The following is a 22,939-nucleotide window of genomic DNA, read 5'->3' on the forward strand; positions in this document are numbered from 1 at the left end:
CGGAAGGACAGAGGAAATGCTGAAACGAGATTTCTACCTGCTTGGGCAAGGCGAAGCCGAGAGCCGCCGGCTCCTGGAGCAAACCGATCTGCTCAAGCCGGAGGCGGAGCGCTTTCTCGATCGCCTGAACATCGCCGGCGGCGCGCGCGTGGTCGATCTCGGCTGCGGCCCACGCGGGCTTCTGGGCCTCCTCGCGGCGCGGGTCGGCATCGACGGACAGGTCGTCGGTGTTGAAAGGAACGCGGCGTTTGTGGAGGCCGCGCGCCGGTTCATCGCCGCGCAACGGATCGCCAATGTCGAGATCGTCGAGGCCGACGCAAAAGCAAGCGGCCTTCCTCCTGACGCCTTCGACCTCGTCACCGCCCGGCTCGTCCTCGTGAATGTGCCGGAGCCGGAGCGCATCGTCGCGGAAATGGCTGCATTGGTGCGGCCGGGCGGCACCGTTGCGAGCTACGAGGCGGACCTCGGTGCGCTTCTCTGCGATCCGCCGTCGCGGGCATGGGACCACTTGCTGAAAATTTATACCGCCTATGCCGAAGCGCACGGCGTCGATCTGTTCATCGGCCGAAAGACCCACCGCCTGCTGTGCGATGCCGGGCTGGTCGAGATCGACGTGAAGCCGATTGTGAACGTCTATCCGCCGGGACATGCGAGACGCACGATCCTGCTGGATTTCGTAACCAACTGCCGCGGCGAACTCGCCCATGAGACGTTTGCCGACGGGAATGAATTGAACGACCTGATCGCGGAATTGCAGCATGATCTCGCCGATCCGGGCAGGCTCGTGACCTCGCATCTGTTCTACGAAACGACCGGCCGTAAGCCGCTATAGAGCAGGCCAAGCCGGCCCCAGTCACTGGGTGGCAGGGAAGTGGGTTGATCGCACCGGCCGCCCTGCGTTCAGGCACAGACGGCCAGCGTGTTGGGGGTGACGCAAGTCTGTAAGCAGCCAGCCTGTTGACGCTGGATCGCTCAAGACCTTCGTCACCCCCGCCCGGATCAGCCAGCGGTGCGCGGCACGGGCGTGTTGAGAAGCTGCTGCTCCCACAGATACGCGATGCCGCTGCCGCTCATGTGCGAGATGAGCACTTCGGTCAGCTCTTCGACGTGCTCGGTGCGCGCCCAGTCCCGCTGCCATTCGCCAGCAAGAGCCATCCAGGTCATCATGTTAACGCCGGCGGCGATCATCCGCTGGATGGCGACCTGGTGAGACTCGGTTGAACTTCCGCCCGATGCGTCGGTAATGACGGTCACGTCCCAGCCTTCGCCGGCTGCCTGAATTGCGGGCATCGCTACGCAAACTTCGGTCCACAGACCTGCGATGATCAATTGCTTGCGGCCGGTCGCCTTGACCAGGTCCACCACCTTCTTGTCCTCCCAGGTATTCACCCAGGTCCGATCGATCACTTCCTGCCCCGGGAAGACGTCAGTGATTTGCTTGAAGAGCCTGCCGCCACGATCCGCTATCACGCTGGTGAGGATCGTCGGAACATTGAAAGCTTTTGCCAGCTTCGCCAGCGCGGTCACATTGTTGACGACTGCCTGAGGATCATGGCTATTGAGGTTGGTCAGCTGATAGGGCTGATGATCGATCAGGACGAGGACGGAATCTTCGGGGCGGAGAAGTGAGTCAAGGCCGTTACGAAAGGTCATGGTTTCATCCTATGTTGGCGGTTTATTGAAGCGTTTGCGCAAAAGGCATGCGTCCTCCGAGGCGCTGCCGCGGGACGAAAGTTGTCATTCCTGTTTGTGATGCGGTAGCCCTCGCCTGTGCTAAGCTGTGTCGCAGAATGAGGAACGCTGAGTGGATATCGAAGATCTCCGGACATTCGTCGAAGTTGCTGATGCGGGAGGCGTCACCTCGGCCGCGCTGCGGCTTGGCGTCTCCAAATCGATGGTCAGCCGACGGCTTGTGCGGCTTGAAGCGGAGCTTGGTGTCCAACTCCTGGCCCGATCCACACGCGGGGCTTCTCTGACAGAGGCAGGCGCAACCTTCCGGGACCACGCAGCCAGGGTTTCCGCCGAAATCGAGGTGGCGAGGGAAACGATCCTACCCGCCGGTGACCTTCGCGGGCGCTTGCGAGTCGCCGCGCCGCTTTCCTTCGGCCCCACGCACTTCGCTCCCGTGCTGGCGGAAATGGCGCGACGCCACCCGCAGCTCCAAATCCACACGTGCTACAGCGATCACGTCGTCGATCTCATCGCGGAGGGCTATGATTGTGCGATACGGCTTGGCTATCTTCAGGATTCCAGCCTGATCGCCAGACGCGTCGGACCGATCTATGGGAAGGTCGTTGCGAGCCCGGACTATATCAAAGCGCATGGGTCGCCTGAGACGCCGGAAGAATTGCTCACCCATCAGGCCCTTATGCAGGGCACGGAAGCCTGGCAACTCATGGACGGCGACAAAACCATCACGGTCCGCCCGCAAGGGCGCTTCAAGGCCGACAATGGCACGGCTCTGGTCGCCGCCGCTTTGGCAGGGCTCGGGATCGCATACCTCCCCGATGGCCTGATCGGTGAATATCTAGCCTCCGGCGCGTTGGTTCCCGTTATGACACGCCATCCAGTCCCTCCGGCAGGTATATATGTTGTCCGCCCGCCAGCGCAGCATCCCGCCAGGAAGGTAGGGGTCCTCATCGAAATGCTGATCGAGTGTTTCGACCCGTCTCCGCACCCTTAGGTCTCTACCGCCAAGGCACGAACGACGCAAAGCCCTTGCCGGCCCACGACAGCCGAGGCGGCTGCAACCGAGGATCGATCCATAGCCATCACGTCAGATCTGTTCAGGTCTGAATTGGCAGATGTGAATCGATCGCGTCCGCCACTTGGCCTTCGCATAAACTCGATCGAGCACACGCACGAGCCCGCCGCAACCAGGGGAACGACGTGACAATCAGCGGCTACAGCATATTGTGGAGGGAAATCGGCGGTGGCGCACCCGACAGGATTCGAACCTGTGACCTTTGGAATCGGAATCCAACACTCTATCCAGCTGAGCTACGGGTGCTAACCTGTAAGGCGATGACTCGCCTCCGTCCGATGGTGGTTCTTAGCTCAGGATGTTGCCCGCATCAATCGCCAATTTGCGGTCGACGCAAATCATCCGAAGGCGACACCCATGTTTTCCGCAGGGCGGAGACTTGGTAACGCGCCTCCCGTGGCGATCGGGTGCCGAGTTCAAGATAATTTGTCTTACGGCGCCGGCACATCTGCTCTAAGGGAGGCCACGGCGTCCCGGCCGGTCAAACCATTCAGGAGAAGCGCATGGCGCTGACAGCTTCCACACCCCGTTCCCGCGCCGGTATCGGCTACGCCGTGGCCGTGACGCTCGGCATGGCGGCGACTGTCGGCGGGGCGCTGGCATTTCAGTATATCGGCGGCTACATCCCCTGCGCGCTCTGCCTCCTGCAGCGCGATCCCTATTATTACGGCATTCCGGTCGGTATCCTGGCGATCGTCGTCTCGGCAATCGGCCTGCCCGCCTCGGTCACCCGGGCGCTGCTCGTCGTCATCGGCGTGATGATGCTGGTCGGCGCCGGCATGGGCGTCTATCACGCGGGCGTCGAATGGGCTTTCTGGGAGGGTCCGGCAAGCTGCGGCGGCGGGGCTGGCGTCACCACCAATGCCGGCAGCCTGCTTTCCGATCTGAACACGGTCCACGGCCCGTCCTGCACCGAGGCGGCCCTTCGCGTGGCTGGCCTCTCGTTTGCCGGCTGGAACGTGATTGCGAGCGTGATCCTCGCCGCCATCGCGTTCCTCGGCGCAAAAAAGGCCGCGTGAAGCGGCCTTCCAAATTCCAGATCCTTGCAGCGTCCATCCGTCTTACGGCTGCAGTTCCGTATCCCAGTAGAGATAGTCCATCCAGCTTTCGTGCAGATAGTTCGGCGGGAACAGCCGGCCGTTATTATGCAGGTCCTGCACCGTCGGCTGGTAGGGCTTCTGGTGCGGAAACATGGCGGCCTGCTTCGGCAGCTTGCTGCCCTTCCTCAGATTGCAGGGCGAACAGGCGGCCACGACATTCTCCCAGGTCGTCTCGCCGCCATGAGCGCGCGGGATGACGTGGTCGAAGGTCAGGTCGTCATGGTCGCCGCAATACTGGCACTCGAACCTGTCGCGCAGGAAGACGTTGAACCGGGTGAACGCGGGGTTGCGGGTCGGCTGGACATAGGTCTTGAGGCTGACGACGCTCGGCAGCTTCATCGAGAAGCTCGGCGAGCAGACCGAATGATCGTATTCCGCGATGATGTTCACACGGTCAAGAAAAACTGCCTTGATCGCGTCCTGCCAGGACCAAAGCGACAAGGGATAATAACTCAGCGGCCGGTAGTCGGCGTTCAGGACGAGCGCCGGCAGGGCCTGCGGGGAGACTGCAATCGTCAAATGACGCTCCTACCCGATTCGGCATCCGTACTTTCTATATTAGGTCCGTTGTTACAGGAATGTGAAGCCCAATAAATGCAGTGGGATACTTGTTCCCGGCTTCAGCCGAGAGGCGTGACGTCGCGGCGCATTTTCGCCGCATAATAAGCCCAGAAAAGCCGGGCCGCGACGGATCGCCACGGCGCCCAGATTTCAGCCATCACCCCCAGATTTTTAGCCGACGGCCGTGTTTCGAGGCCGAGCGCATGGCTGACCGCGGCCTGCAGCGCCACATCGCCCGTCGGAAAAATATCGGCATGTCCGCCGCAGAACATCAGGTAGACTTCCGCCGTCCATGGACCGATGCCGGGAAGTGCCGTCATCTTGCGGATCGCTTCACCCGTTTCGAGCGCGCAGACGGATGCGAGATCGAAATGGCCTTCCGAAATTGCTGTGGACAAATGAAGAAGCGTCGCCGCCTTTGCCCGCGAGAGGCCGAACGTGGCGACTACGGCGGGGTCGAGCGCCCTATACCCTTCGGCGGTCACCGGGCCGGCGGCCGCCATCCTCCGCCAGATCGCCTCGGCACTCGCCCTCGACACCATCTGCGAGACGACGATCGACGCAAGGCCGGAAAAGCCCGGCTCGTTCAGCCTGAGCGGCACCGGGCCGGAAGCCTCGACGACATCGGCAAGCCGCGGATCGAGCGCCACCAGCGCCTCGAGCCCCGCCTGGATGTCGGAATGATCGCGGATGATCGCCACCGCCTGTCTCCCCACCGGTTGCTCCCCATGGCCGTTTTTCAAAAAGCATGGCAGAAGAAATCATGCCCGCTCCGCCTTCTGATAAACCGGTCTATCGTTTCGCGCCAAGCCCGAACGGATTTCTGCATCTCGGCCACGCCCTGTCGGCATTCCTCAACCACGACATGGCGAGAGCGAATGGCGGCCGTTCCCTGCTACGCATCGAGGATATCGACCTTGCGCGCTGCACGCCGGAGTTCGAGCAGGCGATCTATCGTGATCTCGCCTGGCTGGGGCTTGGATGGGAAGAGCCGGTGCGGCGGCAATCCGAACATTTCGATGCCTACCATGCGGCCCTCGACCGGTTGACCGAAATGGATCTCGTCTATCCGGCCTTCCTGACCCGCGGCGAGGTGAAAGCCAGGGTCGCGGCCTCCGAGGCGGACGGGAAGAGCTGGCCGCGCGATCCGGATGGGTCGCCGCTCTATCCCGACGATGACCGCCATCGCAGCCAGATGGAGCGGCGGAGGCTGATCGCCGATGGTGTCCGGCACGCCTTTCGTCTCGACATGGGAAAGGCGCTTGGCCTGATCGAGGCCCCGCTGAGTTGGATCGAGACCGGCGACGGAAAACGCGGCGAGATCATCGCCGATCCGTCGGCCTGGGGCGATGTGATCCTCTCCCGCTCGGATGCACCGTCAAGCTACCACCTGTCGGTGACGGTGGATGATGCCGCGCAGGGGATCAGCCACGTCGTGCGCGGGCTCGATCTTTTCGAAGCGACGGCGGTACACAGGCTGTTGCAGGAATTGCTGGGCCTTCCCCAGCCGGTCTATCACCACCACCGGCTGGTCATGGGAGCGGATGGCAGGAAGCTTTCGAAAAGCGAGGGCTCAACCGGGCTCGCGGCGCTTCGCGGCCAGGGTTTCTCCGTTGCCGACATCCGTCGCCTGGTTGGCTTTTGACGGCGCTTGGCCGCGCTTGCGGCGCTCCCGCCGGAACCGGGAGAAGACCGAATAGATCCGGTATTTCATCAAGGCGGCGTTGAACTCGGCGCCGAGGATGAAGATCACGCTGATCATGTAGAGGAAGACTAGCACGATCATGATCGACGCCAGCCCCGCATAGGTCGCCGCATAGTTGGCGAAAGTCGAGAGGTAGGAGGCGAAACCGAGACCGAACGCGGTCCAGATGACGATCGTCAGCGTCACGCCCGGCAGCACGTCGATGATCCGCCTCCGCCCGGCTGGCAGCCATTTGTGCGAAAGCAGCAGACCGATCATCAGCAAGAGGGCTGTGCCATAAAGGCCCCAGTTGGCGGCCCGCGTCAGGTCGCCGATCAGCCAGGGAAAACGGGTTTCGGCAAAGCGGAGCGCGACCGGCACCGCGACGAGCAGGATGCTGATCACCGCGAAGATGACGACGGCGACGATCACATAACCGAGGCTGGCGAGACGGGTCACGTACCAGGGCCGGGTTTCCGTCACGCGGTAGGCGCGGTTGAGGGAAATCCTGAGCGCCTCGACCCCGTTGGAGGCGAAATACGCAGCCGCCAGGACCGAGATCGTCAGCAGCCCGCCGCGCGGGATTTCCAGCACCTGGCGGATCTCGGAAGCGATCGGTGCGGCGATATTCGCCGGCCAGGTGTCGAAGAGGAGATGCACCGCGGTTTCCGAAAAACCGCCGGCTCCCAGGAAACCGGCGAGCGCCGTGCCGAAGATCAGGAACGGAAACAGCGCCAGCAGGCCGGAAAGCGCGACATGGCTCGCCATCGCCCAGCCATCGTCATCCGAGAAGTGCCAGTAGGCGTCCCAAAGAACCTTGAAGGCGAGGCGATACCACCGGACGGGGCGGTTTTCTTCGGGCAAGGGCAACTCCGTTGTGACGTGGCGGGAAATATGGGAGGAACTCTTTCGATTGTACAGGGAGCCTTACTGAATGGCCGAAAATAGAACGATCATCGTTACCGGCTGTTCCTCCGGCATCGGCGCCCATTGCGCCCGGGCTCTGAAGGCGGACGGCTGGCGGGTGTTCGCGACGGTGCGCAGGCAGGCAGATCTTACCCCGCTCGAAGCAGACGGCATCGAAACCCTGCTGATGGATTATACTAGGCCCGATACGATCGCAGCCTTGGTGGAAACCGTGCTGGATCGCACCGGCGGACGGCTCGATGCACTGTTCAACAACGGCGCCTACGGCCAGGCGGGTGCAGTGGAGGACCTGGGGACCGACGTGCTGCGCGAGCAGTTCGAGACGAATTTCTTCGGTTGGCATGAGCTGACGCGGCGGGTGATCCCGGTCATGCGCGCAAGGGGCCAGGGCCGCATCGTCAACTGCTCGTCGATATTGGGGCTATTGCCCTATCGTTACCGCGGCGCCTACACGGCCTCGAAATACGCACTTGAAGGGCTGACGATCACCATGCGCATGGAACTCGAAGGCAGCGGCATCGCGGTGAGCCTCATCGAACCCGGCCCGATCACCTCGCGCTTCACGGCCAATGCTCTTGCCAAGATCCGCGAGCATGTCGACCTCGAAGGTTCGGTCCATGCGGAGCAGTATCGCAGGCAGCTGAGCCGCCTCGAGGGAGGGGGTCAGGCCAGCCGCCACAAGCTTGGGCCCGAAGCGGTCTATGACGTCTTGACGCATGCCTTGACCGCACCTCGTCCGAAGCCACATTATCTGGTAACGAAGCCCGCCAAGCAGGGCGCTTTCCTGAAAAGAATACTCCCGGCCGCGCTCTTTTATAACCTGATGCGCCGGCTGGATTGAAAGGCAGCAATCCGACAATGTCTACTTTCACAACCGTGCTTGCCCTGATCGTCATGGGCCTCGTCGCGCTCGTACTGATCCGTGGGCTGTTCAACATGCTGAAGGGCACCGACGCCAACAAATCCAATAAGCTGATGCAATTGCGTATTCTCTTGCAGGCGGTTGCAATCGTCCTCATCATGCTCACTCTCTGGATTACGGGCGGCGGTCGCCCGACCTGATTCTGATGACGGCGGATGGTAAAGCTCAACAAGATCTACACGCGCACCGGCGATAACGGCACCACGGCGCTGGTTTCGGGTCCGCGCCGCGACAAGCACGACCTGCGTGTCGAAGCCTATGGCACGGTCGACGAGACCAATTCGACGATCGGACTGGCACGCCTGCACATTTCGGGCATGGCCGAGCTCGATGCCATGCTCTTCCGTATCCAGAACGACCTTTTCGATCTCGGCGCCGATCTAGCCGCGCCGGATACCGGCGAGAAGCTCGACTACGAGCCGCTCCGCATCATCGAAGCCCAGGCGACGCGGCTGGAAACGGAGATCGACGCGCTCAACGCCCATCTCGATCCGCTGACCTCCTTCGTGCTGCCCGGCGGCTCTGCCGCCGCCGCTCATCTTCATCTTGCCCGCACCGTGTCGCGCCGCGCCGAACGGCTGATGGTCGAGCTGTCCCGAAGCGAGACCGTCGGCGCGCCGGCGTTGAAATATATCAACCGGCTTTCCGACTTTCTGTTCGTGGCGGCGCGTTTTGCCAATGACGGCGGCAAAGCCGATATACTCTGGATCCCGGGCAAGAACCGATAACCGCAACGGCGGAGGAGCCACAGCATGTTCATCCCGCTGCACGACGCCGTCGAACTCAAATACATCCGCGTGCAATATGTCACGATCAGCATCATCGCCATCAACGTGCTGATATGGCTGTTCACCAATTTTTCCGCACCTGAAGTGGCCGAACACGCCTCGCTCGGGCTCGGCTTCATTCCGGCGGTGATCTTCAACTACGCGACGCTCGATCCGTCTCTCGTGATCGTGCCCGACGACCTGACCTTCGTCACCTATGCCTTCCTGCATATCGACTTCTGGCATCTCGCCTCGAACATGCTGTTCCTCTGGGTGTTCGGCGACAATGTCGAGGACGCGCTGGGACATGTGAAGTTCCTCGCCTTCTATCTTATCTGCGCAGCGGCGGGCGCCGCTCTCCATGGTTTCGTGGCGTCGAGTTCGGAGGGCCCGCTGATCGGCGCATCCGGGGCGATCTCCGGCGTGGTTGCGGCCTATTTCCTGCTGCATCCTCGCGTGCGGGTCTGGGTGCTGGTGCTCTTCCGAATTCCGCTGCCGCTGCCCGCCTTCATTCCGCTTGCGCTCTGGATCGTCCAGCAGTTCGCCATGCTGGCGCTCGATCTCGACGGCATGGTCTCCTGGGGCGCGCATGTGGGCGGCATCATCGCGGGCGCCATCCTCGTGCTCTTCATGCGCCGCAAGGGCGTGCCGCTGTTCGACCGCAACATCGTGACCCCGAAGGCAGTCGAGCTTAAGCCGGACGTTCCGCGGGTCGCCGCGGCAACCGAATAGAACTATGAGAAAACGGCAATGCCCGGCGGCAAATCCGCGTTGTAATCGCGCGAAAAATGCGTATCCATGTCGCCAACTGACAAATGAGGAAGCAGCAAATGTCGCAATTTGCGGCTGGAGATAGTCAAGGAAGGACCCCATGAAGATCCTGGTGCCAGTCAAGCGAGTGGTCGATTACAACGTGAAGATCCGGGTGAAGCCGGACGGCACGGGTGTCGAGCTTGCCAATGTGAAGATGTCGATGAACCCCTTCGACGAAATCTCCGTCGAGGAGGCTTTGCGGCTGAAGGAAGCCGGCAAGGCGGAAGAAGTGGTGGTCGTGTCGATCGGCCCGGCCAAGGCCGAAGAGACACTGCGCACCGCGCTTGCCATGGGCGCCGATCGGGCGATCCTGGTCGAGACCGACGACGTGGTCGAGCCGCTTGCCGTGGCCAAGATCCTGAAGGGTATCGTCGATGCCGAACAGCCGGGGCTGATCATCGTCGGCAAGCAGGCGATCGATGACGATTCGAACCAGACCGGCCAGATGCTGGCAGCCCTGCTCGGTTCCGCCCAGGCGACCTTTGCCTCGAAGATCGAGCTCGCAGACGGTTCCGCAAAAGTGACCCGCGAAGTCGACGGCGGCCTGCAGACGATCGAAGTCAAGCTTCCGGCCGTCGTCACCACCGACCTTCGCCTGAACGAGCCGCGTTACGCCTCGCTGCCGAACATCATGAAGGCCAAGAAGAAGCCGCTCGACAAGAAGACGCCGTCGGATTTCGGCGTCGACACCGCGCCGCGGCTCAAGGTCCTGAAGACCGAGGAGCCGGGCGGCCGCAAGGCAGGCATCAAGGTGAAGACGGTCGAGGAACTTGTCAGCGCCTTGAAGACATCAGGCGTTCTGTAAGGAAAGGGAGAACATCATCATGGCCATTCTTCTTCTGGCAGAACACGACGGTTCGAGCCTCAACGACCAGACCGCCAAGGCGCTCTCTGCCGCCTCCAAGATCGGCGGTGACGTGCACGTGCTGGTCGCCGGTTCCGGCGCCAAGGCTGCGGCCGATGCCGCCGCCAAGCTTGCCGGCGTTTCCAAGGTCCTGCTCGCTGATAGCGCCGACTACGCCAACAACCTCGCAGAGCCGCTTTCGGCTCTGATCGTTTCGCTGGCCGGTTCCTACGACACGATCATCGCCGCCGCGACGGCGTCGGCCAAGAACGTCATGCCCCGCGTCGCGGCGCTGCTCGACGTCATGCAGATCTCGGAAGTCATCGAGGTGGTTTCGGCGGATACGTTCAAGCGCCCAATCTACGCCGGCAACGCCATCCAGACGGTCCAGTCGGCCGACGCCAAAAAGGTGATCACGGTGCGCACCGCTTCCTTCCAGGCGGCTGGCGAAGGCGGCTCCGCCTCGATCGAAAGTGTCTCGGCTGCGGCGAACCCGGGCCTGTCGAGCTTCGTCTCGGATGCCCTCTCGTCGTCCGAACGCCCGGAACTGACCTCTGCGAAGATCATCATTTCCGGCGGCCGAGCGCTTGGTTCGTCTGAAAAATTCCAGGAAGTCATCCTTCCGGTCGCCGATAAGCTCGGCGCTGCCGTCGGCGCAAGCCGTGCCGCGGTCGACGCCGGTTACGCCCCCAACGACTGGCAGGTCGGCCAGACCGGCAAAGTGGTCGCGCCGGCGCTCTATATTGCGGTCGGCATTTCGGGCGCCATCCAGCATCTCGCCGGCATGAAGGATTCGAAGGTCATCGTCGCCATCAACAAGGACGAGGAAGCTCCGATCTTCCAGGTCGCCGACTACGGCATCGTCGGCGATCTCTTCGAAATCCTGCCTAAGCTTGAAAAGGCGCTTTGAGCCCGGTTCATTTCGCAAGCGCGAAAAATGCTGGCAAAACGACATGTAGCGGAATAACAATCTGCCGGGCTGCATACATGCAGTCCGGCATTTTCATAAAATCGGCGTACGCTAGAGATAGCGTAAACGCCCAGGGAGCGAAACCATGGGTTTGGTCATAAAAAGCATCGGCGTCATCGGAGCAGGCCAGATGGGCTGCGGCATTGCACATGTTTCGGCTCTCGCCGGTTACAAGGTGCAGATGTACGACGTGTCCAAGGACCGGATCGAAGCAGCGCTCGCAACCATCAACGGCAATCTCGCCCGCCAGGTCTCCAACGGCAAACTCGGCGACGACGAGCGCAAGGCTGCCCTTTCGCTGATTTCCGGTTCTTCGGACCTCAACGACCTCGCGCCGATGGACCTGGTGATCGAGGCTGCGACGGAAGACGAGAGCGTCAAGCGCAAGATCTATGCGCAGGTCTGTCCGGTCCTGAAGCCTGATGCCCTGCTCGCCACCAACACCTCGTCGCTCTCGATTACCCGTCTCGCGTCCGCCACCGACCGTCCGGAGCGCTTCATGGGTATACATTTCATGAACCCGGTTCCGGTCATGAAACTTGTCGAACTGGTCCGCGGCATTGCCACCGACGAGCCGACCTTCCGGGCCGCCAAGGACTATGTCACCGCGCTCGAAAAGACCGCGACCGTCGCTGAGGACTTTCCGGCCTTCATCGTCAACCGCATCCTGCTGCCGATGATCAACGAAGCGATCTACACGCTTTATGAAGGCGTCGGCTCGGTCGAGGCGATCGACACCGCCATGAAGCTTGGCGCCAATCATCCGATGGGCCCGCTGCAGCTCGCCGATTTCATCGGCCTCGACACCTGCCTGTCGATCATGCAGGTTCTGCACGACGGCTTGGCGGACAGCAAATACCGCCCCTGCCCGCTTCTGGTGAAATATGTCGAAGCCGGCTGGCTGGGCCGCAAGGCCGGTCGCGGGTTCTATGACTATCGCGGCGAAGTGCCGGTTCCGACGCGGTAAGCGGACGCTATTTTGGCCTTCCCTTGTCAGAAAAGGCATTTCAAACTATATTGACGGAGTGAGAGGCGAGCTTTCGCCCGCCTCTCTGGTTTATTTTTGGAATGTGACCCGCACGCTTGCCTGCCAGCTCGTGCGGGTTTTCCGTATCATAAACGTGATGCTAAATGGTTTGAACCACATAGCACACCCTCCGATTGGATGGCGAGGCCTTCGCCGGGTCGGAGGAGCCCATCTCCTCCGATGCGCCTGACAGGGGCGCGTCTGCTTTGGCCATCACAACCAAAAGCAGCATAGAGTAGCGGTCTGCATTATTTCAATTGGAAATTGCGGGCTATGGCCCCTTCGCCGCCGTGATCAGCGCCTTGGCATCCGGGCTGTCCCAGGCGGCCGGGCCGTTCATCGCGGAAATCAGGCAGCCCTTCTTGTCCATGATCAAGGTCACCGGCAGGCCGAAGGCGAGGCCTTCCTTCTTCAGCGAATTGAAGACGCCCATCGAGCTGTCGCGGTAATAGCCGAGAGTATCGATGCCGTATTCGGCGAGAAAGGCCTTGGGCTTCTCGTCGCTGCCGGTATCGATATTCACCGCCACGACCTCGAAGTCCGGACCGCCCATGCCCTTCTGCAGCGCGTTCAGCGCCGGCATCTCTTCCCGGCACGGGCCACACCATGTGGCCCAGAGATTGAGGAGAACCGTCTTGCCGGCAAAATCCGCGGTCTTGAGGTCCTTTCCGTCCGGTCCCTTGAAGACCAGATCGAGCGGCCTCGGCGGTTGGGCGGCAACCATGGCGGCGACCTGGCCCTTGGAGAATTGCGAGACCGACTTTACCGTCTCGACGGCACCTTCGCAGGCGCCGGAGGATTGGGCGAGAAGCCCGCTCTCGCCATTGCCAGACCCCATACTACTCACGTATACCGCCACGGCACCGGCAAGTATTCCCGCAACGGCGGCAATCACGATCAATCTGGCGGACGGAAGACCGAAAAGTCTTTTGGTCGTCATCAATTACTCCAGGACTAGGCATCATGGCTGACGGCACGAAGGACGCAGTATCCTCCAACCAGATGTGGGGCGGACGCTTCGCTTCAGGGCCGGATGCGATCATGGAGGAGATAAATGCCTCGATCGGTTTCGACAAGAAGCTGTTCGCCCAGGATATCCGCGGCTCAATAGCGCATGCGACGATGCTGGCGGAAAAGGGCATTATTTCGGGCGAAGATAAAGACCTTATCGTGTCCGGCCTGAACACGATCATGTCAGAGATCGAAACCGGCAAGTTCGAATTCTCTAGGCAGCTCGAAGACATTCACATGAACATCGAGGCGCGGCTGGCCGTGCTGATCGGCCCCGCTGCCGGGCGCCTGCACACGGCGCGCTCGCGCAACGACCAGGTGGCGCTCGATTTCCGCCTTTGGGTGAAGGAAGAGCTCATCAAGACGGAAGCGATGCTGACCGGCCTGATCGCCGCCTTCCTCGACCGCGCCGAAGAGCACGCCGATACGGTCATGCCCGGTTTCACCCACCTCCAGACCGCCCAGCCGGTCACCTTCGGGCATCACTGCATGGCCTATGTGGAAATGTTCGGCCGTGACCGCGCCCGCGTCCGTCACGCGATCGACCATCTCGACGAAAGCCCGATCGGCGCCGCAGCGCTGGCCGGCACGCCCTACCCGATCGACCGCCACATGACGGCCAAGGCTCTCGGCTTCCGCGAGCCGACCCGCAACTCGATCGACACCGTTTCCGACCGCGATTTCGCGCTGGAATTCCTGTCGGTCGCGGCGATCTGCGCCGTGCACCTGTCGCGCCTCGCCGAAGAGATCGTCATCTGGTCGACGCCGCAATTCGGTTTCGTGCGCCTGTCGGATGCTTTTTCGACCGGCTCGTCGATCATGCCGCAGAAGAAGAACCCGGATGCCGCCGAACTGGTGCGCGCCAAGACCGGCCGCATCAACGGTTCGCTGGTGGCGCTCCTGACGGTCATGAAGGGCCTGCCGCTCGCCTATTCCAAGGACATGCAGGAAGACAAGGAACAGGTCTTCGATTGCGCCGAGAACCTGGAACTGGCGATCGCGGCCATGACCGGCATGATGCGCGACATGACGATCCGTGCCGACAAGATGCGCGCAGCCGCCGGTGCCGGTTATTCGATAGCGACCGACCTTGCCGACTGGCTGGTGCGTGAAGTTGGCCTCCCCTTTCGCGACGCCCATCATGTGACCGGTCGCGCCGTGGCGCTTGCTGAAGAGAAGGGCTGCGACCTTTCCGAACTGTCGCTGGAAGAACTGCAGTCGATCAATCCTGATATCACCGACAAGGTCTTCAACGTCCTGTCCGTCGACGCCTCGGTGGCCAGCCGCACCAGCTTCGGCGGCACCGCGCCGGCGGAAGTGAGGAAGCAGATCGCCTGGTGGCGCGCCCGGAATTGATGCCGGCCGCAACGAACGCCGAGAAGTGATGCCGGATAGTGACTGCACAAGGGCGCGGAACTTCGCTATGAAAGTTCCGCAGCCGTGCCGGAGAAGGAATAGAATGTCGAAGTCCCTGGTAAAAATTGCCCGCATCGCCTTTGTGCTGAGCCTCGCCGGCATCGTTGTCGTCGGCTGCGGCCGCAAGGGCAGCCTCGACCGCCCGAGCACGCCGGTGGAGCAGCAGAACATCCGCAAGAGCGGCAAACCGGGCGAACAGAAAGCCGAGCCGGTTGCCAACCGGCCTTTCCTGCTCGACCCGCTCCTGTAATTTTCCGAGTTTTACCGTGAATCATTTTCATTACATCGACGGCGTGCTGCACGCCGAGAACGTGCCGATCCCGGAAATCGCCAAGGCGGTCGGGACCCCCTTTTACGTCTATTCGACAGCCACTCTGGAACGCCACTACAAGGTTTTCGCCAAGGCGTTCTCCGATGTGGACGCAATGGTCTGCTACGCGATGAAGGCGAATTCCAACCAGGCGGTGCTGAAGACGCTCGGCCGGCTCGGAGCCGGGGTCGATGTCGTTTCCGGCGGAGAGCTGCGTCGCGCGCTGGCAGCCGGCATTCCGGCAAACCGCATCATGTTCTCGGGCGTCGGCAAGACGGTGCAGGAAATGGATCTGGCGCTATCGGCCGGCATCTACTGCTTCAACGTCGAGTCCGAGCCGGAACTGGAAGTCCTCAACCTGCGCGCCCGGAAAGCCGGCAGAAAAGCGCATGTCTCCTTCCGCATCAACCCGGATGTCGATGCGGGCACGCATGCCAAGATCTCGACCGGCAAGAAGGAAAACAAGTTCGGCATCGCCTATGAGCGTGCCCGCGCCGTTTACGCTCATGCCGCGACGCTCGATGGCATCGACGTCAAGGGCATCGACATGCATATCGGCAGCCAGATCACCGAACTGCAGCCGTTCGAGCACGCCTTCCGGCTGTTGCGCGAACTGGTCGATACGTTGCGCACTGACGGCCACCGCATCGATCACCTCGATATCGGCGGCGGTCTCGGCATTCCCTACCGCCAGGACAACAATCCCCCGCCGCTGCCCGATGCCTATGCGGAGACGGTGAAGCGCCAGCTGCGGTCGCTGAACTGCAAGATCGTCACCGAGCCCGGCCGATTGATCGTCGGCAATGCCGGCATTCTGGTGACCGAGGTCATCTACGTGAAGGACGGCGGCGAAAAGTCCTTCGTGGTCGTCGACGGCGCGATGAACGACCTGATCCGTCCGACGCTCTACGACGCCTATCACGAGATCCGTCCGGTCGTCGTGCCGGCCGCCGATGCGCCGCGCATCAAGGGCGACGTCGTCGGCCCGGTCTGCGAAACCGGCGACTATCTGGCGCTCGACCGCGAGATGGCCGAACCCAGGCCCGGCGACCTGATCGCAGTCTCGTCCGCCGGCGCCTACGGCGCCGTGCAGGCAAGCACCTACAACAGCCGCCTGCTGGTGCCGGAGGTTCTGGTGAAGGGATCGGAGTTCCATGTGGTGCGCCCGCGCGGCAGCTACGAAGAGCTCATCGGCCTCGATTCCGTGCCCGCATGGCTTGACTGAACCTTTAACGCGCCGTTCACTTTTACGGGAAAGCCCGGAAAATATGGGGGTGGATCGCCCCCTGCCCTCGTCTTCGCCACAAACATCGTTATCTTAAAAGCTTGATTTGCGCCGCCACGACTGGAGTCGGACCGCATGAGCTTCATCCGCAAAGGTGCCTTCGAATTGCATCCTGTGCTTGCGCGCCGCGTTGCACTGAAACGGTCCTTCGCCCGGATCGTGTTGTTTTTCGAACGGATTTTGCCGCTGCTGCTCGCGCCCCTCGCTATAGCGGCGCTCTTCCTGTCGGCTGCCTGGTTCGGGATTTTCCGGATCGCTCCGGATTGGCTGCGATGGGTCCTGGTCGGCGGCTTTGCCTTTGCCTTCGTATATGCGCTGCTGCCGTTCAGCCGCCTCCGATGGCCGGAAGTGGCCGATGCTGATCGGCTTCTCGAAGTCCGCAACAACCTGCCGCACCAGCCGGTCGGCGTCCAGGACGACCATCCGGCTTTCGAGACGCCTTTTTCACGCGCGCTCTGGAAGGAGCACCAGATCCGCATGGCTGAGCGCATCGCGGCGCTCGATGCGGGCCTGCCGCAGCCGGATATCGCCCGGCACGACCGGTTCGCCCTGCGTGCCATTCCCGCTCTCGTCTTCGTCGTCGCCCTCGGTTATTCCTTTTCGAACGGCGGCGGCTCTCCGGCCGATGCCTTCCGGCCCGCGCCACCGGCGCCGAGCATCAACCCGGACCTGCGCATCGACGCCTGGCTGACGCCGCCGTCCTATACCGGCCGCGCCCCGGTCTTCCTGACCGGCCGCGAGGTCACCACCACCACTGCTGCCGTCTCGATCCCGCAGAATTCGGCGCTGACCGTGCGCGTCACCGGCGGTGAAGGCGGCGAGGCCGTGGTCTTCGCCCCGAAGGCCGGCGGGCAACCGTCGACATTGATCACCGAGGAAGCCAAGAAGGCGGCGGAAACGGCGGCGCAGCAACCGCAGCAGGGCGCCCCCGGCCAGCAGGGGCAGCAGACCACCCAGCAGCCACCGGCTCAGCAGGCCGCGCCGCAGCAGCCCAACCAGCAGCGGCAGCCCCGCACCTATGCGCTTAACGTCGCCGAGAGCGGCAGCCTGACCGTCAACGGCCAGAGTTGGGCCTTTGACGTCATCCCCGACCGACCGCCGGAAATTGCCTTCGACGGCCAGCCGAAGCGTTCGGTCAACGGCGCGCTCGAAATCGGCTTCACCGGCAAGGACGATTACGGCATCCGCGAAGCCCATGCGCTGATCGAACCGGTCGATCAGCCGGCTCCGGGCGCGACCCCGCTCTATCCGGCCCCGGACTACCGACTCGACCTGCCGCGGCAGAACAGCCGCGAGGTCAAGGCCCTGACGAGCCGCAGCCTGATCGAGCATCCGCTCGCCGGCAAACGCGTCAGGATCACCTTGGTTGCCAGGGACGGCGCTGGCCAGACCGGCCGCAGCCCGGCCCATGAAATGGTGCTGCCGTCGCGCGGCTTCTCCGAGCCGCTCGCAGCCGCAGTCGCGGAAGAGCGCCAGGTCTTCGCGCTCGACACCCACCAGATGCCCCGCGCCATCGAACTCAACGAGGCGCTGGCGATCCGCCCCGACGAAACCATCCCTAATCTCAGCCACTTCCTGCTGATCCGCTCGGCGCTCGAGCGCATGAAGCTCGCCCGCAACGAGGAGCAGCTGAAGGATACCGCCGAATACCTGTGGGAGATCGCGCTCGGCATCGAGGATGGCGACCTGTCGCAGGCCGAGCGCCGTCTGCGCGACGCCCAGCGCAATCTCGCCGAAGCGCTGCAGAACAAGGCGTCCGATCAGGAGATCGCCCGGCTGATGCAGGAACTGCGCGAAGCCATGCAGCAGTTCATGAACGAGCTCGCCCAGCGGATGCAGAACGCCCCGCAGGCGCCCAACAACATGCAGTCCCAGAACGTCATCCGTCAGCGCGACCTGCAGAACATGATGGACCAGATCGAGAACCTCGCCCGGTCCGGCAATCGCGATGCCGCCCAGCAGATGCTCAACGAGCTGCAGCGGATGATGAACAACCTGCAGGCCGGCAGGCCGCAGCGCGGCCAGCAGGGCCAGCAGCAGCAGAACGGCCAGATGCGCCAGCAGATCGACAAGCTCGGCGAGATCATGCAGGAACAGCAGCGGCTGATGGACCAGACCTTCAAGCTGGATCAGGCGCTGCGCGACCGCATGCAGCGCGGCGATCCCAGCGAGCGACCCGGCGATCAAAGCCAGCAAGGGCAACAGCAGCAGGGCCAACAACAGCAGGGCCAACAGGGTCAGCAAGGACAGCAGAACAGCGACCAGATGACCGCGGAGCAGCTTCGGGAAGCGCTGAAGAACCTCCGCGCCCAGCAGGAAGGCCTCGGCAAGAAACTGGAAGAGCTGCAGCAGGCGCTCAAGGGCCTCGGCATGCAGCCGGGCGAAGGTTTCGGCAAGGCGCAGAGCGAGATGGGCAATGCCGGCAAGGCACTCGGCGAAGGCCAAGGCGACCAGGCGGTTCAGGGCCAGGGCAATGCGCTCAACGCGCTGCGTCAGGGTGCCCAGAACATGATGCAGCAGATGATGCAGGCCATGCAGCAGCAGGGCCAGGGTCAGGGCGAAGGCCAGGAGCGCGGCGGCCCGGGCGAGAACGTGACCCAGGGCAGCCAGAACGGGCGCGATCCGCTCGGGCGCCCGCGCGCCACGTCAGGCCCGGATTTCGGCGATCAGGTGAAGGTGCCTGACGAAATAGACGTCCAGCGTGCCCGGGAAATCCTCGAAGCGATCCGCGAAAAGCTCGGCAATGCGCTCTCCGGCGAAGCGGAGCGGCAATACCTGGAACGGCTTCTGGATATTCGCTGAGCGATCAGGCGGCCCGGGAGTTTCCGGTCGCCAACGCCGAGGCGACTGCCCGGCGGATATCGGGCAGCGCGAACGGCTTCTGCACCACGTCGATCACCTTGGCCGCGAGATCGTCTGCTCGCTCCCGCTGCTCCGCGTAACCGGTCATCAGCAGGATCTTGAGATCCGGGAACCTGGCCGACGCCTGGTGCACTAGTTCTATGCCATCCATGACCGGCATGCGGATGTCGGAAAGCAGCAGATCGAAGGGCCCTTCGCTCAGCTTTTCGAGACCTTCCGCGCCGTCGCCCGCTTCATGGGTCTCATGACCATCGAGACGAAGCGCCCGCGCAACGAACATGCGGAGCGAATCCTCGTCTTCGGTAATCAGGATTTTTGCCATTGCGGTGATCGCTCCCGTGTTTTGTTTATGTGGGAAGCAAATCAACAGAGTTTTCTTGTCGAGGAGTAAACGCCGGCCCATTGCGGGCCGACATGGTTAACACCTCGTCTCGCCCGGGCCAGGCAAATCGGTCAGGCGTCTCCGGTCACGACACCGACGAAAGGCAGCTCGCGGAAAGCGTAGGCGACATCCATGCCATAGCCGACGACGAAGTAGTCCGGGCATTCGAAACCGACGTAATCCGCCTCCAGATCCTCCTGGCGCTTGACGCGCTTGTCGAGCAGCACGGCGACGGAAACATTGCGGGCGCCCCGCTCATAGAGCATTTCCTTGGCGAATTTCAGCGTCCGGCCGGATTCCAGAATGTCGTCGATCAACAGGACGTCGCGATCCTTCACGTCGCTGTCGATATCCTTGACGATCCGCACCCCTTGCGAAACGGTTCCGGCTCCGTAGCTCGACAGCGTGACGAACTCGACTTCCGGCGCCAGACCCACGTCATGCAACGCCCGCAACAGGTCGGCGGCGAAGATGAACGAGCCCTTGAGAATGGCGATGACCAGCAGATCCTTGGTCGGCCCGGTGGCGATCTGCGCCGCGATCGCATGGTTGCGCTCGGCGATCTGTTCGGCGGTATAAAGCGGCTCGATGATTTTGCCGCGTACGACGGGCATGAGGTTCTCCTGCGTGTCCGTAAAAAACCGCGATACCACAATCAGCCGGAAAAGAGAAAGCTCTAGGCGCCGCGCTCGGCAAAGGAAAGCCGCAGATCGGGCAGTTTTCCACCGGGGTGGGGCACGCGCGCCGAAAACCCGCGGCTCTGGCCGCCTTCGAGGGACGACGCCGGCGGCGTGATCAGCGTCGTCGCAATGAGCGTCTGGCCGGACATCAGCTCGGCGCGGATCTGCGGCATGGCACGATTGTCGCCGCCGCGGTTCTCGACGATGCCGTTGATCAGCAGCACGCGCATGCCGTTGGCATCCTGCGGCGTCATCGTCACATGGGTGATGTCGAGCGTCGGTCCGGCCTCGGCCGTCGACGAACCGGCAAACAGGAAGGTGAAGCCGCCCGCAAGGCTGAAAACGGCGACGAAGACGATGGCCACGACCGCCGAGAAGAAATCGGCGGAAAGACGCATCAGGCCACGCTCTATACGGGCGAGGACCCGCTCAGCGAACGACGATGCGGCGACCGCGGAATCCGCACGCCTGGTTCGGTTGTCGTTGTGCGAACGCGGAGCCGGGCCCCTGCGGAAGGTCTCGCGAACCGGGACGAACTGGGCGTCGACCACCTCGCCGCGCCGCGCATTCACCCGGGTCGTACGCATGGAAGGTTCCGGCGGCAGGATGTCCATCCGGATGGCTGTTTTGCCCTGATGGCTGCCAAACGTGCTCATGGGGGCCCTCTTCGGCCCGTTTTCCCCTTTGTTCGGGATTGCGGGCATTGAATCGAATCCTGCTCAGTCGTAAATTGAAATGGTTAACGCTTCGCAAATACGGCCTGAAATTAGCCCTTTTCCGCGCGTGATTTACCGTTCGTTTACCCGGGTCGTTAAGAGATAGACGGGCACCAGAGAGTCGAAAGAGCGAGGACTGGGTCATCCGTTGATTCATTTCGAAAATGTTGGTCTGCGCTATGGGATGGGTCCCGAGATCCTGCGGGATATGACCTTCGACATCCCCAAGCGCTCATTCCAGTTCCTCACGGGCCCATCGGGCGCTGGGAAGACCACCCTGCTGCGCCTGCTGTTCATGTCGCTGCATCCGACCCGCGGCATCATCCACATGTTCGGCCGCGATCTGTCGCAGATCCCCCGCGCCGAACTGCCGATGCTGCGCCGCCGGGTCGGCATCGTCTTCCAGGATTTCCGCCTGCTCGACCATTTGACGACATACGAGAACGTCGCGCTGCCGCTGCGCGTGCGCGGCAAGGACGAAAGCTCCTACCGCAACGACGTGATCGAACTTCTGAAATGGGTCGGCCTCGGAGAGCGTATCAACGTGCTGCCCGCCGTCCTCTCGGGTGGTGAGAAGCAGCGTGCGGCGATCGCCCGTGCCCTCATGGACCAGCCGGAAATCCTGCTCGCCGACGAACCGACCGGCAATGTCGATCCGCCGATGGCGCGTCGGCTCCTCAATCTCTTCCTGGAACTCAACCGCCTCGGCACCGCCGTCGTCATCGCCACCCACGATCTGGCGCTGATGGACCAGGTGGATGCAAGGCGGATGATCCTCACCGAAGGGCGGCTCGACATCTATGAATGAGCTGAGCCGCCCGAAAGCGCCGAAGAGCGCCCAATCGCAGAGGCCCGAAAGCGAGCAGCAGGTTCACCCGGCAGGCCAGAAGCAGGCACGCCGAGTCGAGATGCGGGTGCGGCCGACCGCACCGATCCTGCCGCCCTCCAACATCCAGGGCAATGCGCTGATGGTGGTGATTGCCATCATGGCCTTCCTTGCCTGCCTGACGCTCGGCGCGGTGAGCATGGTGAGGGCCACGGCCTCGAGCTGGCAGAGTCAGATCTCCCGCGAGATCACCATCCAGATCAAGCCGGAAGACGGGCTCGACATGAACGCGGCGTTGAAGAAGGCCCGCGACCTGGCACTCACCTTCGTCGGCACCCGCGAAGGCACGATCATGGACGAAAGCGCGACCGCAAGGCTTCTGGAGCCGTGGCTGGGTACCGGGCTGAACCTCGCCGACCTGCCCGTGCCGCGCCTCGTCATCGTCACCATAGACGAGCAGAACCCGCCCGACTTCGCCGGGATGCGCGATCTCCTGAAGACCGAAATCCCGCAGGCCTTCCTCGACGATCACCGCACCTGGGTGGACCGCCTGGTGTCCATGGCCCATACGACGGTGCTGATCGGCATGGGCGTCCTCGTCCTGGTTTTCACGGCAATGATCCTGACGGTAATCTTCGCGACCCGCGGGGCGCTGTCCGGCAATCGCCATATCGTCGAGGTGCTGCATTTCGTCGGTGCCGAAAGCTCTTTCGTGGCCGGTGAATTCCAGAAACATTTCCTGAAGATCAGCATCAAGGGCTCGGCCGCCGGCGGCGCGCTTGCGGCCGCGATATTCGCCATCGCCAACATGTGGCAGGCCAATTCCCTGGCGACGCCGGAGAGCGACCAGGCGAGCGCCCTGTTCGGTTCCTTTACAATAGGCGCCGGCGGTTATCTCGGCATATTCGCGACGATCATCGTGATCGCGCTGCTGACGACGCTGACGGCCCGGTTCACGGTGATGCGCACGATCGACGAGATCGACCTGATCCGTTCCGATCCGGCGCGATCCGACGGGTTATCAGCTTCTTGAATCGAGTTCCTTCCCTCTGTAGGTTGGCCCTGTTCTCGC

General features: G+C 62.6%; 25 protein-coding genes and 1 tRNA gene. 17 read left to right on the top strand and 9 right to left on the bottom strand.

What is annotated here, in order from left to right; translation table 11 throughout:
• The first annotated feature begins 16 nt into the window (after window positions 1–16).
• Window positions 17–832 (top strand): methyltransferase domain-containing protein, encoded by an 816-nt coding sequence (locus ACSQ3G_RS17370; protein ID WP_436110921.1) that lies wholly within the window; start codon window positions 17–19, stop codon window positions 830–832.
• Window positions 833–999: 167 nt separating this feature from the next.
• Here ACSQ3G_RS17370 and ACSQ3G_RS17375 read toward each other — a convergent pair whose 3' ends face one another.
• Window positions 1,000–1,653 (bottom strand): hydrolase, encoded by a 654-nt coding sequence (locus ACSQ3G_RS17375; protein ID WP_105405232.1) that lies wholly within the window; start codon window positions 1,651–1,653, stop codon window positions 1,000–1,002.
• A gap of 151 nt (window positions 1,654–1,804) precedes the next feature.
• Between ACSQ3G_RS17375 and ACSQ3G_RS17380 the strand changes: the two genes are divergently transcribed.
• Window positions 1,805–2,683 (top strand): LysR family transcriptional regulator, encoded by an 879-nt coding sequence (locus tag ACSQ3G_RS17380; protein ID WP_436110922.1) that lies wholly within the window; start codon window positions 1,805–1,807, stop codon window positions 2,681–2,683.
• Between the two features lie 250 nt (window positions 2,684–2,933).
• Here ACSQ3G_RS17380 and ACSQ3G_RS17385 read toward each other — a convergent pair.
• Window positions 2,934–3,010 (bottom strand) — tRNA-Arg (locus tag ACSQ3G_RS17385).
• A 263-nt stretch (window positions 3,011–3,273) separates the two neighbouring features.
• Between ACSQ3G_RS17385 and ACSQ3G_RS17390 the strand changes: the two genes are divergently transcribed.
• Window positions 3,274–3,783, top strand: a complete 510-nt coding sequence (locus ACSQ3G_RS17390) for a disulfide bond formation protein B (RefSeq protein WP_436111735.1) — start codon at window positions 3,274–3,276, stop codon at window positions 3,781–3,783.
• 42 nt (window positions 3,784–3,825) lie between these two features.
• Here the strand turns inward: ACSQ3G_RS17390 and ACSQ3G_RS17395 are convergent, their stop codons facing one another.
• Together ACSQ3G_RS17395 and ACSQ3G_RS17400 are read right to left on the bottom strand one after the other, a co-directional pair.
• Window positions 3,826–4,383 (bottom strand): HNH endonuclease, encoded by a 558-nt coding sequence (locus ACSQ3G_RS17395; protein WP_046605335.1) that lies wholly within the window; start codon window positions 4,381–4,383, stop codon window positions 3,826–3,828.
• A 101-nt stretch (window positions 4,384–4,484) separates the two neighbouring features.
• Entirely contained in the window at window positions 4,485–5,126 is a 642-nt protein-coding gene (locus ACSQ3G_RS17400) for a DNA-3-methyladenine glycosylase family protein (protein ID WP_436110923.1), read from the bottom strand.
• Between the two features lie 47 nt (window positions 5,127–5,173).
• Here ACSQ3G_RS17400 and gluQRS point away from each other — a divergent pair, with 47 nt between their 5' ends.
• On the top strand, window positions 5,174–6,070 hold the full coding sequence (gene gluQRS, locus ACSQ3G_RS17405; RefSeq protein WP_436110924.1) for a tRNA glutamyl-Q(34) synthetase GluQRS: 897 nt from the start codon (window positions 5,174–5,176) through the stop codon (window positions 6,068–6,070).
• On the opposite strand, the gene ACSQ3G_RS17410 is transcribed toward gluQRS, so the two are convergent.
• Entirely contained in the window at window positions 5,999–6,973 is a 975-nt protein-coding gene (locus ACSQ3G_RS17410) for a YihY/virulence factor BrkB family protein (RefSeq protein WP_046637231.1), read from the bottom strand. The genes gluQRS and ACSQ3G_RS17410 overlap by 72 nt on opposite strands.
• A 70-nt stretch (window positions 6,974–7,043) precedes the next feature.
• Here ACSQ3G_RS17410 and ACSQ3G_RS17415 point away from each other — a divergent pair, with 70 nt between their 5' ends.
• From ACSQ3G_RS17415 to ACSQ3G_RS17445, 7 genes are all read left to right on the top strand, one after another.
• On the top strand, window positions 7,044–7,877 hold the full coding sequence (locus ACSQ3G_RS17415) for an SDR family oxidoreductase (RefSeq protein WP_436110925.1): 834 nt from the start codon (window positions 7,044–7,046) through the stop codon (window positions 7,875–7,877).
• Window positions 7,878–7,894: 17 nt separating this feature from the next.
• The gene (locus ACSQ3G_RS17420; RefSeq protein ID WP_037081726.1) at window positions 7,895–8,098 is read left to right on the top strand and encodes a twin transmembrane helix small protein; all 204 of its coding nucleotides are present in this window, start codon (window positions 7,895–7,897) and stop codon (window positions 8,096–8,098) included.
• A 15-nt stretch (window positions 8,099–8,113) separates the two neighbouring features.
• A complete protein-coding gene (locus ACSQ3G_RS17425) occupies window positions 8,114–8,686 on the top strand; it encodes a cob(I)yrinic acid a,c-diamide adenosyltransferase (protein ID WP_436110926.1) in 573 nt (190 codons plus the stop codon).
• A 24-nt stretch (window positions 8,687–8,710) separates the two neighbouring features.
• Complete coding sequence (locus tag ACSQ3G_RS17430) at window positions 8,711–9,457, top strand: rhomboid family intramembrane serine protease (protein WP_046637228.1); 747 nt, start codon at window positions 8,711–8,713, stop codon at window positions 9,455–9,457.
• A 139-nt stretch (window positions 9,458–9,596) separates the two neighbouring features.
• Window positions 9,597–10,343, top strand: coding sequence for an electron transfer flavoprotein subunit beta/FixA family protein (locus ACSQ3G_RS17435; protein WP_436110927.1), 747 nt, complete (start codon window positions 9,597–9,599; stop codon window positions 10,341–10,343).
• Window positions 10,344–10,362: 19 nt separating this feature from the next.
• Window positions 10,363–11,292 (top strand): electron transfer flavoprotein subunit alpha/FixB family protein, encoded by a 930-nt coding sequence (locus ACSQ3G_RS17440; protein ID WP_436110928.1) that lies wholly within the window; start codon window positions 10,363–10,365, stop codon window positions 11,290–11,292.
• Between the two features lie 145 nt (window positions 11,293–11,437).
• The gene (locus tag ACSQ3G_RS17445; RefSeq protein WP_105431194.1) at window positions 11,438–12,319 is read left to right on the top strand and encodes a 3-hydroxybutyryl-CoA dehydrogenase; all 882 of its coding nucleotides are present in this window, start codon (window positions 11,438–11,440) and stop codon (window positions 12,317–12,319) included.
• A gap of 331 nt (window positions 12,320–12,650) precedes the next feature.
• Here ACSQ3G_RS17445 and tlpA read toward each other — a convergent pair whose 3' ends face one another.
• Complete coding sequence (gene tlpA / locus ACSQ3G_RS17450; protein WP_436110929.1) at window positions 12,651–13,319, bottom strand: thiol:disulfide interchange protein TlpA; 669 nt, start codon at window positions 13,317–13,319, stop codon at window positions 12,651–12,653.
• Between the two features lie 23 nt (window positions 13,320–13,342).
• On the opposite strand from tlpA, the gene argH reads away from it, so the two are divergent.
• The 4 genes from argH to ACSQ3G_RS17470 all read left to right on the top strand — a co-directional run bounded on the left by argH (window position 13,343) and on the right by ACSQ3G_RS17470 (window position 19,203).
• Window positions 13,343–14,746 (top strand): argininosuccinate lyase, encoded by a 1,404-nt coding sequence (argH, locus tag ACSQ3G_RS17455; protein WP_436110930.1) that lies wholly within the window; start codon window positions 13,343–13,345, stop codon window positions 14,744–14,746.
• Window positions 14,747–14,849: 103 nt separating this feature from the next.
• Complete coding sequence (lptM, locus tag ACSQ3G_RS17460; protein ID WP_038590638.1) at window positions 14,850–15,056, top strand: LPS translocon maturation chaperone LptM; 207 nt, start codon at window positions 14,850–14,852, stop codon at window positions 15,054–15,056.
• 16 nt (window positions 15,057–15,072) lie between these two features.
• Window positions 15,073–16,341, top strand: a complete 1,269-nt coding sequence (lysA, locus tag ACSQ3G_RS17465; protein WP_436110931.1) for a diaminopimelate decarboxylase — start codon at window positions 15,073–15,075, stop codon at window positions 16,339–16,341.
• Between the two features lie 135 nt (window positions 16,342–16,476).
• Window positions 16,477–19,203 carry a TIGR02302 family protein gene (locus ACSQ3G_RS17470; RefSeq protein WP_436110932.1) on the top strand — a complete coding sequence of 909 codons (2,727 nt, stop codon included), beginning with the start codon at window positions 16,477–16,479 and terminating at the stop codon, window positions 19,201–19,203.
• 4 nt (window positions 19,204–19,207) lie between these two features.
• Here ACSQ3G_RS17470 and ACSQ3G_RS17475 read toward each other — a convergent pair whose 3' ends face one another.
• The 3 genes from ACSQ3G_RS17475 to ACSQ3G_RS17485 form a co-directional block, all read right to left on the bottom strand.
• Entirely contained in the window at window positions 19,208–19,585 is a 378-nt protein-coding gene (locus ACSQ3G_RS17475) for a response regulator (RefSeq protein ID WP_037081707.1), read from the bottom strand.
• 131 nt (window positions 19,586–19,716) lie between these two features.
• The gene (gene hpt / locus ACSQ3G_RS17480; protein WP_038546323.1) at window positions 19,717–20,259 is read right to left on the bottom strand and encodes a hypoxanthine phosphoribosyltransferase; all 543 of its coding nucleotides are present in this window, start codon (window positions 20,257–20,259) and stop codon (window positions 19,717–19,719) included.
• A gap of 62 nt (window positions 20,260–20,321) precedes the next feature.
• A complete protein-coding gene (locus tag ACSQ3G_RS17485) occupies window positions 20,322–20,981 on the bottom strand; it encodes a hypothetical protein (RefSeq protein WP_436110933.1) in 660 nt (219 codons plus the stop codon).
• Between the two features lie 208 nt (window positions 20,982–21,189).
• On the opposite strand from ACSQ3G_RS17485, the gene ftsE reads away from it, so the two are divergent.
• Entirely contained in the window at window positions 21,190–21,849 is a 660-nt protein-coding gene (gene ftsE / locus ACSQ3G_RS17490; protein ID WP_046605317.1) for a cell division ATP-binding protein FtsE, read from the top strand.
• Window positions 21,850–21,949: 100 nt separating this feature from the next.
• A complete protein-coding gene (locus ACSQ3G_RS17495) occupies window positions 21,950–22,900 on the top strand; it encodes a cell division protein FtsX (protein ID WP_436111736.1) in 951 nt (316 codons plus the stop codon).
• Window positions 22,901–22,939 lie beyond the last annotated feature (39 nt).

Origin of the sequence: Neorhizobium tomejilense (genome assembly GCF_964254135.1) — a bacterium.
Lineage (GTDB): Bacteria > Pseudomonadota > Alphaproteobacteria > Rhizobiales > Rhizobiaceae > Neorhizobium > Neorhizobium tomejilense.